General features: G+C 47.6%; 14 protein-coding genes. 6 read left to right on the forward strand and 8 right to left on the reverse strand.

Going from position 1 to position 16,164, the window contains the following annotated elements:
- Positions 1 to 17 precede the first annotated feature (17 nt).
- Both ACFPFU_RS15705 and ACFPFU_RS15710 read left to right on the forward strand, forming a co-directional pair.
- The gene (locus ACFPFU_RS15705) at positions 18 to 497 is read left to right on the forward strand and encodes an SPW repeat domain-containing protein (protein WP_377065730.1); all 480 of its coding nucleotides are present in this window, start codon (positions 18 to 20) and stop codon (positions 495 to 497) included.
- 132 nt (positions 498 to 629) lie between these two features.
- The gene (locus ACFPFU_RS15710) at positions 630 to 2,327 is read left to right on the forward strand and encodes an alpha-amylase family protein (RefSeq protein WP_377065731.1); all 1,698 of its coding nucleotides are present in this window, start codon (positions 630 to 632) and stop codon (positions 2,325 to 2,327) included.
- A gap of 94 nt (positions 2,328 to 2,421) precedes the next feature.
- Here ACFPFU_RS15710 and ACFPFU_RS15715 read toward each other — a convergent pair whose 3' ends face one another.
- Entirely contained in the window at positions 2,422 to 3,309 is an 888-nt protein-coding gene (locus ACFPFU_RS15715; RefSeq protein ID WP_377065732.1) for a glucose 1-dehydrogenase, read from the reverse strand.
- Between the two features lie 133 nt (positions 3,310 to 3,442).
- Positions 3,443 to 3,670, reverse strand: a complete 228-nt coding sequence (locus ACFPFU_RS15720) for a hypothetical protein (RefSeq protein ID WP_377065733.1) — start codon at positions 3,668 to 3,670, stop codon at positions 3,443 to 3,445.
- Positions 3,671 to 4,338: 668 nt separating this feature from the next.
- Here ACFPFU_RS15720 and ACFPFU_RS15725 point away from each other — a divergent pair.
- Both ACFPFU_RS15725 and ACFPFU_RS15730 read left to right on the forward strand, forming a co-directional pair.
- Complete coding sequence (locus ACFPFU_RS15725) at positions 4,339 to 5,028, forward strand: DUF421 domain-containing protein (protein ID WP_377065734.1); 690 nt, start codon at positions 4,339 to 4,341, stop codon at positions 5,026 to 5,028.
- A gap of 90 nt (positions 5,029 to 5,118) precedes the next feature.
- The gene (locus ACFPFU_RS15730; RefSeq protein WP_377065735.1) at positions 5,119 to 5,805 is read left to right on the forward strand and encodes a DUF421 domain-containing protein; all 687 of its coding nucleotides are present in this window, start codon (positions 5,119 to 5,121) and stop codon (positions 5,803 to 5,805) included.
- A gap of 4 nt (positions 5,806 to 5,809) precedes the next feature.
- On the opposite strand, the gene ACFPFU_RS15735 is transcribed toward ACFPFU_RS15730, so the two are convergent.
- The 5 genes from ACFPFU_RS15735 to ACFPFU_RS15755 all read right to left on the reverse strand — a co-directional run bounded on the left by ACFPFU_RS15735 (position 5,810) and on the right by ACFPFU_RS15755 (position 12,405).
- Entirely contained in the window at positions 5,810 to 5,959 is a 150-nt protein-coding gene (locus ACFPFU_RS15735; RefSeq protein WP_377065736.1) for a hypothetical protein, read from the reverse strand.
- Between the two features lie 349 nt (positions 5,960 to 6,308).
- A complete protein-coding gene (locus ACFPFU_RS15740) occupies positions 6,309 to 6,824 on the reverse strand; it encodes a hypothetical protein (RefSeq protein ID WP_377065737.1) in 516 nt (171 codons plus the stop codon).
- A 135-nt stretch (positions 6,825 to 6,959) separates the two neighbouring features.
- Entirely contained in the window at positions 6,960 to 10,172 is a 3,213-nt protein-coding gene (locus ACFPFU_RS15745) for an error-prone DNA polymerase (protein ID WP_377065738.1), read from the reverse strand.
- A 15-nt stretch (positions 10,173 to 10,187) separates the two neighbouring features.
- A complete protein-coding gene (locus ACFPFU_RS15750) occupies positions 10,188 to 11,684 on the reverse strand; it encodes a Y-family DNA polymerase (RefSeq protein WP_377065739.1) in 1,497 nt (498 codons plus the stop codon).
- On the reverse strand, positions 11,677 to 12,405 hold the full coding sequence (locus ACFPFU_RS15755; protein WP_377065740.1) for an ImuA family protein: 729 nt from the start codon (positions 12,403 to 12,405) through the stop codon (positions 11,677 to 11,679). Before ACFPFU_RS15755 ends, ACFPFU_RS15750 begins: the two co-directional genes overlap by 8 nt.
- A gap of 82 nt (positions 12,406 to 12,487) precedes the next feature.
- Between ACFPFU_RS15755 and ACFPFU_RS15760 the strand changes: the two genes are divergently transcribed.
- Both ACFPFU_RS15760 and ACFPFU_RS15765 read left to right on the forward strand, forming a co-directional pair.
- Complete coding sequence (locus ACFPFU_RS15760) at positions 12,488 to 13,294, forward strand: XRE family transcriptional regulator (RefSeq protein WP_377065741.1); 807 nt, start codon at positions 12,488 to 12,490, stop codon at positions 13,292 to 13,294.
- A gap of 459 nt (positions 13,295 to 13,753) precedes the next feature.
- On the forward strand, positions 13,754 to 15,322 hold the full coding sequence (locus ACFPFU_RS15765) for a M81 family metallopeptidase (RefSeq protein ID WP_377065742.1): 1,569 nt from the start codon (positions 13,754 to 13,756) through the stop codon (positions 15,320 to 15,322).
- Positions 15,323 to 15,504: 182 nt separating this feature from the next.
- Here the strand turns inward: ACFPFU_RS15765 and ACFPFU_RS15770 are convergent, their stop codons facing one another.
- Positions 15,505 to 15,993 (reverse strand): GbsR/MarR family transcriptional regulator, encoded by a 489-nt coding sequence (locus ACFPFU_RS15770; RefSeq protein ID WP_377065743.1) that lies wholly within the window; start codon positions 15,991 to 15,993, stop codon positions 15,505 to 15,507.
- Positions 15,994 to 16,164: the final 171 nt, after the last annotated feature.

The raw sequence follows: 16,164 nt of genomic DNA on the forward strand, positions 1-16,164 counted from the left end.
TCATCATTAAAAAAACAGTGATTTCTTCATCTTTAAACCACCTCCTATGTGTTTATCCAGCTTTTTGTGAAAAATGGTATGGCATTGGGTTTATATCAGGAAAATTTAACCAACTAAAATGTAAAATCATGAAAATAATTAGTCGAAAAGCACATGGTTATTTGGATTATTTGGTAGGTATTTTACTCATTGCCTCTCCCTGGCTTTTTAATTTTTATGCTGGCGGAGCCGAAAGTTGGCTACCTATTATACTAGGAGCCGGAACCATTCTTTACAGCCTTTTTACCAACTATGAATTGGGCATGATAAAACTTATGGATATGAGAACCCATTTGGTCATGGATTTTGCTGCAGGAGCATTTTTGGCATTGTCACCGTGGATATTTGGATTCGCAGATATGGTTTTCGTCCCACACCTTGTCATTGGCTTAGGTGAAATTCTGGTCGCAATCATGACAAACCCCAAACCCGTTTCCCAAGAGGATTTACTCCATTAAATACATTGGCCATTCAATATGGAATTTCAATCAACCATTTAGATTTGAATCTTCCACCCAAAAAATGGCCGACAAGACCTTGTAAAATGACTTCAAGCCCCCTGTGTAAGAGGAATAAAACCATAGTGGAATATGATCTTGATATGCAGAGTACTTCTGTTATTCCTCCTTCTTCAGGTACCATTACCGGTACCTGGGCAGGAAAATTTAAAAAACGAATACTGGCACACGCAGGCGGTTTTTTACAACCTGGAAATAGCTGTATTCTATGATTCGGACGGAGACGGCATCGGAGATTTTCAGGGCCTCATCCAAAAGCTCGATTATTTGGAAACTTTGGGGATTGATGCCATCTGGCTTTCGCCTTTTCAACCGTCTCCCGGCAGGGATGACGGCTATGATATTACCGATTTCTACGGGATCAATTCCGAATACGGCTCGCCCGGAGATTTTGCTGATTTTATCCATCAAGCCCAAATGCGGGGTTTAAAAGTTGTCATGGATCTGCCTCTGAATCATACTTCTATCGAACATCCTTGGTTTCAAAAAGCAAGATCAGATCAGGAATCTCCATACAGGGATTGGTACATCTGGTCCTCAACACTGCCTGAAAACTGGGATAAAGGTATGGTTTTTCCAGGAGTGGAGAATTCCACCTGGTCCTTCGACGAAGAGGCCCGGGAATATTACTTTCATAGGTTCTACAGCTTCCAACCGGATCTTAAGTACGCCAACCCCGAAGTACGGCTTGAAGCCAGAAAAATTATCGGCTACTGGTTAAATCAAAATATCGACGGGTTCAGACTGGACGCTGTTCCATTCATCCTGGAACAACATCTAAACGGACATGAAGAAAGTACTGAGGATTTTGACATCCTGTACAATATGAGAAAATACCTCCAGTGGAGAAAAGGAAACGCCATATTATTGGGAGAAGCCAATGTCCTTCCCGTAGAAAATCAAAAATACTTTGGTGAAAAAAGTGATGGTTTGCATATGATGTTCAACTTTTACCTTAACCAACACCTTTTTTTGGCACTTGCCAGTGAGGAATTCCAGGTGCTTTCAAACGCCCTGCAGGCTACGCGTGAAATCCCACCATCCGCCCAATGGGCCAATTTTTTACGGAATCACGACGAATTGGATTTGGGAAGGCTTTCAGAGCAACAACGGCAACTGGTTTTCAACAAATTTGGACCTGATAAAAACATGCAACTGTATGACAGGGGAATACGCCGGAGATTAGCACCTATGCTTGACAACAGAAACCACCTGGAACTCGCATATAGCCTTATGTTTTCGATGCCGGGTTCCCCGGTAATCAGGTATGGCGACGAAATAGGAATGGGGGATGATTTAAGTCTTGAGGAAAGGATAGCTGTCCGTACACCCATGCAATGGTCGAATGAAAAAAACGCGGGATTTACATCGGCAGAAGAACCTTTTAGACCTATCATTGAGGAGGGGCCTTTTAGCTTCCATCAGGTGAATGTCTCGGACCAATTAAGAGATGAAAATTCCTTTCTCAATTGGACCATCCAGATGATTAATTTGCGAAAAAAATGCGGGGAAATAGGGCTGGGAGACTGGGAAATACTGGATACGGGATCTGATCATGTATTGGCCATGAAATATTCCTTCAATGAAAAAACCACCATTACCATACATAATTTCGCGCCCGAAACACAGGAAGTGTCATTGAAAATGGAAGAAACCGAAAAACTCCTGGATTTAATCACCGACAAAATCACTGTTATCCCGGAAGATGGAAATCTTAGGATTTCCGTCAAACCTTACGGCTACCACTGGCTCCGCACCCACCATCCATAAAACCCATCCATCGATGACATAAAAGGGATATAGGGAACCCCTACTCAGGGAGTCCCTATATTCTATATAGACCCTATATCACACAATATGTCACTCAAATAGTAGGTGTTCCCCCTGTTACCTGGACCGTTGATCCCGTCATATAACTGGAGTCATCGCAGGCCAACAATACATATACAGCTGCCAGTTCAGCCGGTTGGCCAGCCCGTTTCATAGGGGTATTTTTTCCAAAGTTTTTTACTGCCTCACCTGGCATCGTTGCCGGTATCAAAGGCGTCCATACCGGGCCTGGAGCGACGCAGTTCACACGGATCCCGTCGTCGGCAAGCAATTGCCCCATCGAGGCCGTAAAATTCTGTATCGCCCCCTTGGTGGCTGCATAAGCTACCAAAATAGGTTTAGGGTCATAAGCGTTTACAGAAGTGGTATTGATGATGGCACTTCCGGGTGGCATATGAGGTTTAGCGGCCTTACACAAGTAAAACATGGCATATATGTTTGTCTTAAACGTATAATCCCACTCCTCACTGGATAATTCTTCCAGGGATTCCCTGGCCATCTGATAAGCAGCGTTGTTCACCAATATATCTATCCTTCCAAATTCATCCACTGCTTTTTGGATAATTGCCTTACAATGGGATTCCTCGCTTATATCCCCTTTGACGCTCACCGCTTTTCTTTCCGCCTCCTCGATATAGGAGAGCGTCTTCTTGGCATCTTCATCTTCACTCAAATAGGATATCATCACATCTGCGCCTTCACGGGCAAAAGCAATGGCAACGGCACGGCCTATTCCTGAGTCACCTCCCGTAATCACGGCTTTCTTTCCCGCCAGTTTCCCGGACCCTTTATAGGTCATTTCCCCGTGATCTGCTTTAGGCTGAAGTGCCTCCTCAGTGCCCGGAACCTCCTGCTCCTGTTCAGGATATGGCGGCTGTTCGTATTTTTCCTGCGGATTTTTTGCCGGATTGATATTTGACATTTTAATGGGATTTTAATTGAAAATCAGATCATTTGCCTTCAGCAAACCCCTAACCGTCAATGCCATGACCGCCAAAACATATTGCCGATCAGCTTATACGACTTGGATTTACCGAAAGGCAGAAGCCCAGAAATTAATCCGAGCCCTCTGTTTTGACGATTTTATTGTAGATACCCATCAGTAAAAAGGGCGCTGCCCATTGACCTACAAACAAAGACAATTTGTCTTTCCCTAATAATTTCAACGTCAGGGAAACACCCATTGAAGTCATGGAAGTCCATAAATAAACGTCAGATGGGATTTTGGCGGTCTGATGCTCTATAGTTTTCGCTACTTTGCCTTCTTTCTGTTGCTCATTCATAATAATTTGGTTTAGTGTTAATAATTATTTAAAAACAAGAATCAGATAATCCATTCCACAGACATTGTGAATGATTATCACTGAATGAATTTCCAAAAACTGTTCCAGCCGGAAGCCGACCGGAAAGTAATTCCATAAAAGCAGCCTAAAGCGTACATTCGCGGTTATTTAAACACCTGCTTACCCATGTGTCCGGGCAAACTGAAACGCCTGTAACATAATCTATACAATCTGTAACACAAAATATACATAATTGGATACAAATAATTATAAATTATCAAATCAAAATCATATATTGGTGAGGTTCTAAAAAAATAATAACCAATTGAATCGGATGTGGAAATACAATGAAGATAACCGCTTTAAATTCCGGCTGAATCTGCTTATATGAAATCGAGCATGACGCAAACGACACACACACTGGAATAATTATAAAACATATGAGGCAAGCTATCCCGACCTGAGGTGGGACAGGTTATGGCCGATGAAAAACAATTATAAACACATGAAAATTGGAGGACCTGAGGAAGGGGACGATTTTACTGTTTTGTGGTGGTTGTCTTTGTTGTCTTTGTTGTCGTGGTTGGGGAGTGGAATTTGGTTGTGTCTAAGCTATCCCGGCCCGGGTGTGGGACGTGTTGTGACCATTGAAAAGAAAATATAAACACATGAAAAAAGAAGAAATAGATATAACCGACATTGAACGGATACTGTTGGGAGAGGCACCGGCAGAATTTCTCATAGAAACACTTCTGCGTACGCTTATTATCTTTCTGGTTCTTTTGGTCTTTTTACGTCTGATTGGAAAGCGGATGGGCGGCATGTTAACCTTTACTGAATTGGCTGTGATGCTGACTTTAGGTGCGGTACTGGCTGTGCCCATGCAAACTCCGGACAGGGGGCTGTTACAAGGGATCATCATTTTATCAGGGATATTGTTCTTTCACCGCGGGCTCAACCTCTACGAATTCAAAAAACCAAAACTTGAATTCTGGACCCAGGGAAAAGCCACCATATTGGTCAAGGACGGCATCATTCAAAATAAAAATCTGAGATCAGCCAGAATATCGAAGCATCAACTGTATTCCGCATTGCGTAATAAAAATATTCTTAATTTAGGTAAAGTAAAAAGGGTGTACCTGGAATCATACGGTCTTTTCAGCATTTATGAGTTTGAAAAAAAGAGGGCCGGGCTTTCTATCCTGCCTTCTTCAGATGCAGATCTTATTGATTCCAAAAACAAAGAGGAAGTTGAATATATTGCTTGTCTGAATTGTGGGTATTCGGAAAAACCTGCCCAACCCAATCCGGTTTGTAAAATATGCAATAATCAACAGTGGAAAAAAGCTACATTCTAATCTACCTCAAGATTCCCTTATTTAAAAAACATATACTTTCTGTTTTGAGGCTCAGGGAGAATAACGGAACCACAAACAACCCCAACCGATATGGAGGAATACCCGATACATTTAGATGATATCCAAAGAATTATAATTGGAGAGGCCAACTTTGACTTTTACATAGAAATCATTTTCAGAATTGCCTTTATCTACTTTTTGCTTATGTCATCCATGCGCCTACTTGGCCAAAGGATGGCTTCCCAACTCAGCAGGATAGAAATGGCTGCTATGGTTTCTTTGGCCGCTGCCATCGGTGTCCCATTGCAGACCCCCGAAAGGGGCCTTTTACCCGCAGCCGTCATTGCTGTTGTGGTGGTTTCAGTGACCAGAATGATAACTTTATGGGCTGCAAAAAGCCAGAAATTTGAAACCTATAGCCAAGGTGACATGGCAATTTTGGTTGAGGACGGCGTTTTACGGTATAAAAGCATGAAAAAATCCAGGGTGACGCGGGAAAGATTGTTTGCCGAATTGCGATCACAGGGCCTCACTCACTTGGGAGAAGTGAAAAGGTTATATTTCGAGGCAAATGGATCATTCAGCCTTATCATCAACGACACACCCATGCCCGGCCTTTCCATCATCCCGGAATGGGATGAAGATTTCAAAAAGGAACAACAAACCACGGAGTTGATCATATGCGGAAACTGTGGTTACAAAGAAAATAACAGACATGCCCAACTTAAAAAATGTGTCCATTGTGGAGCCAACGCCTGGAATCAAGGTGTGTTGTGAACCATCATCCCCCATATCTGCTGAGATATCCCATTTTGGGATTTTCCCCACTCACCCTGTTGCCTGTCAGATACAACAATCCATCCGAATCCTTCCCCATCCCGTTCAGGACACCCACCAGACAAAAAGGGGCCATACCCGGAAACCAAGACATCTATGGGGTTTTGTTTTTATGATCCGGCCCTGATTGATCTCTTTCCTTCCTCTTTTTCCAACCTATATACCCCAGCCATATAAAGCCTGCCAATAACACTATCACAACAAACATGATGAGTTCTAATCCCATAACAAAGAAGGTTTATTCAATATGCATTTCACAAGTATTTATTAAAAGTTTAACTTCTAAGAGAACCATTATTGCCAAATCTATGCCAGATCAAAATGCATCTCCTTTTAAATGGAAGAAACCGGGCATGACAACTATAAAAACACCCGCCGGGAAAAAACGCTTCACGAACCAATGACTGCCCACAGTCCGGACTTAAAGCCCCCTGTCTGCCCGACTAGCGGCCGGCGTTTTTTAGCTTTCTAATCCTTGCATTAATTGAAGGTATATTTTCCCGTTCAACTTCCTGCAATATTAGCCTAAAGTCCTCTGTTAACTCTTTGTTACTTTGCAAAATATTATAAAGGCCCTGCAAAGCGTTTACTCTTACTATTTTACTTTCTTTTTTGTCGGTTACCCAATTTGTCAGCGTGTTCCAAACGTTGGCCGCTTCTTTTTTTGTCAAGTCAAGCCGGGATACCAATAATGCCAGGTGCCATTTTAACTCAATGTACTCTGCTCTGTGGCACAACATGAGGATATCATCTTTGTGTGTTTTCAGATAATCCGGTTTTCTCAGGGTTATTTTTTCGATGGCATCGGCAGCCCGCATGACAACCATTCGGTCGGTGTTGTAAAATTCCCTAAACAGTTCATCAAAGGTTTGTTGATCGTTTACGTGTTCAACAACTTGGTCAGCCATGCCGATTGAACGCCTGTCGTCACCTTTCAATATGTCTTTAAAATGGCTCATTTATAGGTTGTCTTAATATGAAAGCAGTTTCCAAAACCAATCCGAACGGGAAATAATCAAAAATACGGAAGGTATTGAGGAAAATTGACCCAAACCCAACCTTGCTGAAAGATACGCAATTTCTGTAAGTCCTGGCTACCTGAAATCCCTGGAAGGGAATAGTTCCCCCTGCACCGTTTTCTTGCCCAGCGGATTTTCCGCACCTGTTGTTCCTTTTTTTCCGGCATGTGCCGGGGCATGGACGGAACCTATATCTCGTCCTTTCGTGGCCAGTTGCACCAGACCTGTCAGGTTGTGGCAGGACCGGACCACCACATGGATAACCTCTCCCTCCACCTGTAGTTTACCCGTTACCATAAGGAGCCTGGATTGGAGGATCACCTTCCTGTATTTTTCGTATGTTTTGCTCCATACCACGAGGTTGGCAAATCCCGTTTCATCTTCTACCGTGATGAACAACACACCTTTCGCCGTGCCTGGACGTTGCCGCACGGTGATCAACCCACAGACCTTGACAAAGGCCCCGTTTGCCATCGAAGCCAACCCCGCCGTGGGCGTGACATGCAGTTGATCCAGCCTCTCCCGGACGAAGCTTACCGGATGGGCCTTCAGCGAAAGCGTGGTGGCCGCATAATCCTGTATAACATGCTCCATTGGGGCTATGGGTGGCAAAATGATTTTTTCCTCTGCAGCATCCTGCCATGACTGCCCTTTGAAAATCCCGATGGGACGGTCGTCCAGTGCCGATACCTCCCAGAGCGCCTGCCTGCGATCAAGGCCCATGGAACGGAATGCATCCGCATCCGCCAGTCTTTCCAGGGCAGCTTGGGAAATGCCTGCATTTGCCAGTTCTATGATGCGCCGATAGGGTTTTACCCTGCCGGAAACCAACAGTTGCACCTCTTCCTCGGGGATACCTTTCACCTGTCTGAAACCAAGACGCACAGCCCGGTAGTTCCCCCCCTGCTCCTCAAGGGTGTTATCCCAACAGGAATGATTCACATCCACGGCCCTCACTTCCACGCCGTGTCTTTGCGCATCGATCACAATCTGTGCGGGGCGGTAGAAGCCCATGGGCTGGCTGTTCAACAGGGAAGCGGCGAATATATCGGGGTAATAGCATTTGATCCATGAGGAAATATATACCAGCAGCGCAAAGCTGGCGGCATGGCTTTCGGGAAAGCCATAACTCCCGAAGCCCTCCAACTGCTTGAACACCCGCTTGGCGAACGCTTCAGTATAGCCATTGGCCTTCATCCCTTCCACCAACTTTTTTTCATATTGGCTGACCTGTCCCTTGGCTTTGAAGGTGGCCATGCTCCGGCGCAGCCCGTCCGCTTCGGCGGGGGTGAACCCTGCCGCCACAATGGCGATTTCCATGGCCTGCTCCTGGAACAAAGGCACCCCCAGCGTCCTGCCCAATATATCTTCGAGTTCCTTCGAGGGATATTCTATGGGCTCTTCCCCATTGCGTCTTTTCAGATAGGGATGCACCATATCGCCCTGGATGGGCCCGGGCCTCACAATGGCCACCTCAATCACCAGATCGTAAAAGTTCTTTGGCCTCAGTCTTGGGAGCATGGACATCTGTGCCCGGCTCTCAATCTGAAACACTCCTAAGGTATCGGCATGACTGATCATTTCGTAGACCTTCGGATCATCCTGAGGGACATTGGCCAGGGTAAGATCAAGTCCATAATGCGCTCTGGCCAATTCAAATGCCTTACGGATGCAGGTGAGCATGCCCAAGGCCAAAACATCCACCTTCAGGAAACCCAAGGCATCCACATCGTCCTTGTTCCATTCAATGCAGGTCCGGTCTTCCATGCGGGCGTTCAGGATGGGGCACAGATCGGAAAGCTTATCCTGCGTAATGACAAAGCCCCCGGTGTGCTGGCCAAGCTGCCGGGGAAAGCCCATATACTGCCGGGTAAGTTCCAACACTTTGAGCAGATGGGTGTCCCGGGGATCGAAACCTTGAGAGGAAGCGGCTTTGCCTTCCGCCCAAGCCTCCGTAAATTCATAACCGGATTTGGAAAGCCTGTCCACGGCATCTACGGAAAGCCCCATGGCTTTCCCCACATCCCGGACTGCTCCCTTCCAGTGCACCTGGGTGACGGTGGCCACGATGCCCGCACGGTCACGGCCGTATTTTTTATAAATATACTGCATCACCTCTTCCCGCCGCTCGTGTTCGAAATCAACATCGATATCAGGCGGCTCATCCCTGGCATCCGACATGAAACGGGCAAAAAGCAGCTTAAATTTGGAAGGATCCACAGAAGTGATGCCCAGACAGTAGCAGACAACCGAATTAGCGGCGGAACCGCGTCCCTGACAGAGAATGTTTCTTTGCCGGGCAAAGCGGACAAAATCGTAAACGGTGAGAAAATAGGAAGCGTAGTTTTTACGCTCCATGAATTCCAGTTCGTAATGGATGATTTTCCCGATATGGTCAGGTATGCTCTCCCCAAACCGCTCTCTGGCTCCCCGCCAGGTCAGATGGACCAGTTCTTCCTGCGGGGTACGCCCCTCGCTGGTGATCTCTTCGGGATAGACGTATTTCAACTGATCCAGCGAGAACCGGCAAGCTTCTGCGATTTCCCGGGTGCGGAGGATGGCATCGGGATATTCCCGGAACAGGCGTTGCATTTCATCCCCCGGCTTCAGGTAACGCTCGGCATTGGGGTGGAGCCGGAACCCGGCGCTTTGGACCGTGCATTTTTCACGGATGCAGGTGAGCACGTCCTGCAATTCCCTCCGTTCGGGCGAATGATAATGCACATCATTGGTGGCCACCATCGGAATGCCCAACCGGGTTGCCAGTTGCGAAATCCGGAACAGCCTTTTATGATCGTTACCGCCATAGGTAAACGAAGCACCTACGTACAGGCTGTCTTCCAAAGCCTCCCCGTATTCTTCCATGGCCTTAACAAAATCCTGATCGAAATGAAAATCCGCATTGAGTGTGGCAGGCGGTACCGCGATGAACTTTATCCCTTTGGCAGAGCTGTAAACATCTGCTTTATACAGGTGACATTCCCCTTTTTCCGCCCGCAGGTTCCCTGTGGTCAGTAAGGAGGAAAGTCTGCTGTAGCCATCCCTGTCTGTAGGGTAAGCCAGCAAGCTGGGGCCGTCCAGCAGGTCAAGGCGGCAAGCAGGGATAAAGCGGATGTCCCTGCCCCTTGCCGCCGCATGTGCCCGTACAATGCCTGCCAACGTATTGCGGTCAGTAACCGCAATATCCCTATGGCCAAGCCGTACCGCCTGGTGAATGATTTCCTCAGGGTGCGAACCGCCCCGGAGAAAAGAAAAATTCGTGGTCACCTGTAACTCCCTATAATTCATGATGCTTTGGTTTTGTCAAGCAAAAAACCCGTGTAAAAACCATTGGGGTTTTCCGTCACCATATAGTCCCAGCCGGAACAGCCAGTAACGGGCCCCGTTATCGTCTTCCACAGCATAATAATCCCTGGGTGGCCCTGTTTGGAGCCACCATTCCTGTTCTATCCTTTCCGGTCCATCCGCCCGGGCAATCCGGATAACCTTTCCTTTGTGCCGGAAATGCAGAGGCGGGTAATCCGGCAGAGGCACCATCACTTCTATGGGCTCGGGTTCGGGCAGGAGGTGCAGTGGCCTGGGTAGCCCGGATTGCCATTCCGTGTCCGGTTGGATGTCCAGGGAAGATACTGCCTTTACCGAGCGTTCCGGCCAGTGGTGTTCCTGTGGCAGGTAGCGGTGGATACACTGCATCCCTGTCTTGCCCGCCACCCTGTCCAGCAGTTCCGCTATGGCCGTACGGTTGTTGCCGGGAGTATGCCAGATTGCCTCCTGGACTTCGGGTACAGGTTCTACTATGGGGGCTTCCAAGGTGAATAGCTCTATTCCCAAGCCAGGCTCTATAGAAGGTATTTTCAGCTCAAACAATCTGAAAAGGTGGGTGCCGCTATGGGATGCCCTGCTGGTACCGATGCTGATCTCTTCGGTTTTGCCATCAACACGATGTCCTCTGAAAATCCCCGTACGCATGCCCATACCCTCCTTCGACAGCCTTTTGCACAGGGATTTCAACAAACGTTCCAGCGCTATCCGTATCCCTGTTGCCGTGCGGATAGGTTCCAGGCAGGGAAGCTCTTCCCGGTAAGGAGGGAGAGGCTGTATGGGCTGCAACGGTTCATGTCCGGTGCCCAATGCCTGGTCGAGCCTGTGGGATAAAGCTTCCCCAAAACGTCTGCGCAGGGTCTGATAAGGGATATCGATAAATTGGCCGATATGATGAAAACCGAGCTTTTCCAGACGTTGGAGGATACCTGGCTCTAGGCGAAGGGCCGTGGGAGGAAGGGGCAGCAGGGCTTCCCGTTGCTCTCCCGGTTCCACGATCAATCCGGACTTTCCGTACCTCGCTATCGCCCATGCCGTGCCGATGGTGTCGGCGATGGCAGCCCGGACATGATATCCTTTGCTTTTAAGGGTGGCAGTAATGTTTTCCAGATAAGGTTGTTCTCCTCCCCAAAGGTGGGGGCAGCCCGTAATATCAAGGATAAGACCGTCGGGAGCATCGGTTGCCGCCACGGGTGTATAGCGCAGACACCATTCGGCAAGGGCCTTCAACAGCCTGTCTTTCAACCCCGGGTCATCTGTAAACACCCTAAGGGCGGGAAGTATAGCCCGGGCATCAGCCACCACCATGCCTGTATATATCCCTTCGGATGTTGCTTCCGGGCTGGAAGCCTTGACCATCATTCTGCCCCGCTCGGGGGCAGCCAACACAAAAGGCTCGCCTTTTAGCTCCGGCCGCTTGATCGCCCACCTGTCCGTGGTCAGGTGACGGAACCATATGGACAGAAAACGGCTATGCATATCGCTGTTTCTTTTTCGCTTCGCCCGATCCCTTGCTGAATGGGATATACCGGAAAGCCCCCTCCTTCCACTCCAGTTGCCATACGCCGGGCCTTCCGTTCCGCACCTTTACCAGTTCCACCCTCCATCTGGGAAAACCCACGCCGGGTATCCCTTCTTCCGTTTTGCTGGACATGGACATGATCTTCCATCGGGTGGCACAGGCCAGGGTACCTTCATTCCGGGGCTGATGGCGGTGGAGGAACCCTGTGACCCTGCTGCTTTCCACCGCAAGCTGCAGCCGCCGGGATTCGGCAAAGCTGATTTCCTTCAATTCACCTACCACCGCAGCCAATGCCTCGCACCTTAACCCCTGTTCCACCGTCCAGAGGACATCCTTTTCTTTCTTCGCATCAATGAAAATAAATCTGTCAGGCTCGACCCCGAATTGTTTCAGACCGGGCGGGAATAGGGTGCGTCGGTTGCTGACCCATAAGCAGAAGCCGCCTTTTTGCATGAGCACGCTCAGGAGTCCCGCGATGAACCCGTTTGTAGAAGCGGTCTCTGCCATTCCCGGACTGATAAACTCATGTATGGCACCCATGGGGAATATACCTCTGGGAAATGCGGATTCAAGTGGCCCGAGTCCAAAAGGGAGACGATGTCCCTCGGAAGGGGTATAGAATCCCTCAAGCTCCATGATTTTCTCCTTCAACTGCCGTATCCTCTCATTTTTTTCCATGGATTATTTCCTAGTGTTCATTAAATTCTTATATTTGACACTAATCATGTCATATCAGTGACTATAATAATATCAAATAAAAATGGAAAAGTCAAAGCTTTTTTTTGCGGGCAACCTGAAATTTCTCCGGGAGCGCCGCCAATTAACCCAGCAGGAACTGGCTGGAAAGCTTTCCCTCACACGGTCGAAAGTAAATGCTCTGGAATCGGGGCAGACGAAGGCCCCTTCTCCGGAGGATTTTGTCCGCATCTCCGAATTTTTCGGGATAAGCATTGACAGCCTGATCAAGGTGGATCTATCCCGCTTAGGAGAGTTGAAGCTGCGGGAACTGGAAGCGGGCAATGATGTCTATCTCAAAGGCGGCAACCTCCGTGTGCTGGCCATCAGTGTGGACAGGGACAACAACGAGAACGTGGAGTATGTACCGGTAAAAGCCAAAGCAGGTTATATGGCCGGCTACAACGATCCCGAGTTTATTGCGGGCCTACCCAAATTTTCCCTGCCAAACCTGCCCCCACAGGGAACCTACCGCATCTTTCCCACAAGTGGGGATTCCATGCTTCCCGTGCCGGAGCATGCCGATATCATTGCACAGTATGTGGCGGATTGGACGGTAATCAGTCCAGGCACTCCCTGTGTGGTCATTCTGAAAGGAGAGCAGGATTTTGTGTTCAAGCTGGTGACCGTAAACACCGACGGCACGGTACTGCTGAGGTCCCTGAACCCTTTGTTTGAACCCTATACCGTATCCACGGCGGAGGTGCTGGAAATATGGAGGTTTTATGCCTATACCAGCCGGGAGATCCCCGAACCGGAAACGGACCTGCAGCAGTTGATGCGGATGGTAAGGGAAATGCAGACAGAGATCAGGGGGTTGAAAGACAGATAGGACAATCAGGGTTTATCCTTTATTAAGATGCAAAAAAAATAGCTATTCCCTTCATTAGGATAAGCACATGTATATGGAAGAGGCAGAAAATATTCTCATAAAGGAGCTGAGGGTATGGTCAGAAACTATTTGTTCCAAATTATTAAACCGATATTGGTTGAATTTTAGTATTATTATGCCCCCGATAGGGCAGATGATTTGTCGCACTGCCCTATCCTATTTTGGATGATATCCTGTTGTCAAAAGACGGCAGCCTATTCAACACTGCATAACAGATGGAGAACATGAAACCAAGCATGACGCAAGCGACACACAGATTATAAGACATGCGAGATTCCATATGGCCTATTGAGAAAAAATTATAATCATATGAAACCAAGCATGACGATGACGTCACACACAGAGATGATTATAATAGGCTTGGTTCCATATGGCCGCTGAAAAACAAAATATAATCATATGAAAAAAATAATCTTCAGTATCGTATTTATTCCTTTATCGGCTCTTTTGGTGGGCTGCGGACAATCCCCCGATGGACAGGCGGATCTTCCCCGCATTGCCATTGCAGGATTAGGCATAGAGTCAAGCACATTTTCGCCGGCACTCACCCATGAGGAAGCTTTTCATGCCAAAACGGGGGATGAAATTTATTCATTATACCCGTTTTTATCTCCTGACTCGCTGAACCGGAAGCGTGCGCGTTGGGTTCCAACGTTAAGGGGGCAGGCATTACCGGGAGGCATTGTTACCAGAGAAGCATATGAATCACTGGTAGCAAAAACACTTGATCTGCTGGAAAAAAACGGCCCGTATGATGGTCTTTTTTTTGATATCCATGGTGCCATGAGTGTAGTAGGCATGGATGATCCGGAAGGTGATTTTATCATCAGGGTGCGTGAAGTCGTGGGTAAAAATACCATTATTTCTACCTGCATGGATCTGCATGGAAATGTCTCGTGGCGATTGGCGCAGAACACAGACCTGATCACCTGTTACCGGATGGCACCCCATGAAGATGCTTTGGAATCAAAAAAGCGGGCAGTGGACAACCTGCTGTCCAGAATAGAAAGCGGCAAAGGCAAACCTGCTTTTAAAGCCTGGATCCCGGTGCCGATTCTTTTACCCGGAGAAAAAACAAGTACAAGGGTGGATCCCGGAAAAAGCCTGTATGCCAAAGTTTATCCGGCTGCAGATCAGGAGGGTATCGTCGATGCTGCGATCTGGGTAGGATATGCATGGGCTGACGAACCCCGTAACCATGCCGTGGTGATGGTCACCGGAGATGATCAAGAGAAGGTAACCCATACTGCTGAGGACCTGGCAAGCAGTTTTTGGGAAGTCCGATCGGAATTTGAATTCATTGCCCCCACTGCTACGTTGGCCGAAAGTCTTGATAAGGCAATTGCTTCCGATAATAAGCCCTTCATGATCAGTGATATGGGGGATAATCCTACAGCCGGAGGAGCAGGAGATGTAACCTGGACTTTAAAAGAAATCCTCGCCCGTCCCGAATTTAAATCCGAAAACGGCCCTTCTCTTATTTATGCCTCTATACCGGGGCCGGAATTGGTAGAAAAAGCCATGGAAGCAGGTATAGGGGGGAAAATTGACGCGCATGCAGGCGCGGCAGTAGACGACCGTTTTGCCCCTCCGATACGGTTGTCAGGTACAGTGGAAGCCATTGAACACGGGGACCGGCATGCAGAAACCGAAGTGGTGGTGAAGATAGGGAGCGTGTCCGTGATCGTTACCAAGAAACGTAAACCCTATCACAGAGAAGTTGATTTTACGAGGCTGGGCCTGAACCCCAGGAAAACCGACATCGTGGTTGTAAAAATCGGCTATTTGGTACCGGAACTTTATGATATGAGGGCAGACTGGGTAATGGCCTTAACTCCCGGCGGCGTTGATCAGGACCTGGAAAACCTTCCTTTTAAAAGGATCAACAGACCCATGTTTCCCTTCGACAAAGATATGGAGGATCCGGATCTTAAAGCCAGACTGGTCCCCTCTTCCGAGGATATATAAATGACATGGGGCAACTTATGGTACTTGTATCCCCCGCCGGTGGGTTCACGGATTTCCCTCCGGATGCGGAGGGAATCCAAACCCCACTACCCTACCGGAGACGGGTCCTTTTTTGGAAACCGCGCTGAGGTATTAGCAAATACCTGTCGAATTATTGGAAGACGGCACTTGGGTTGAAGAGATTATAAGGGGCCTTCTTTAAGGCCTTTTATCTTCTTGTATTTTTTAATCAGGACAGGAATCTCCCGTTTCAGGAAGCACATGAAATCCTGGAGCTCCCTGAGGACATCGTTGAATTCCGGCACCTCGTTGCCGCGTACCGCTATGATTTCATTGATCAACTCCTCAAATCCAAGGGCTGCATCGAATTTGCATCTCATGTCCTCTTCCCAATTGGATATATTGATCCTGAAGTACCGTTTCCTCTGACCGGGTTTTGTTTTGTATACGATTTTGTTCAAACTCAGTAGGATATTGATGCCGTAGCTCACCGCACTTTTGCTAAGGGACAGGTTTTCCTGTATCTCCTCAAATGTCGCTTCGGCATCGGGAACTACCATTAACATACCCATGATTCTGCCTAGGGCGGGCTGCATACCCTGAGAATCAAGCAACACGCCTATCTTTTCGATAATTTCCTTCTGTTTTTCGTTCAGTGTCATCTGTTGCATATCGTTCATCGGCCAATTTAGCCATTATTTTTCACTCAATCCCCATCTGTTCATCATTGACGCGATCCCTTTTTGATGGCCTTTTGATCACAAAACCAGCTTTGTTAAAAAAAGTTCAGTAATTACTGAACAAACAGAAATAGTTTTCCGTTAGTTGCTGCATAGTACTTT

The organism is Negadavirga shengliensis (assembly GCF_042652345.1).
In the GTDB taxonomy this organism is placed as follows: Bacteria; Bacteroidota; Bacteroidia; order Cytophagales; family Cyclobacteriaceae; genus Negadavirga; species Negadavirga shengliensis.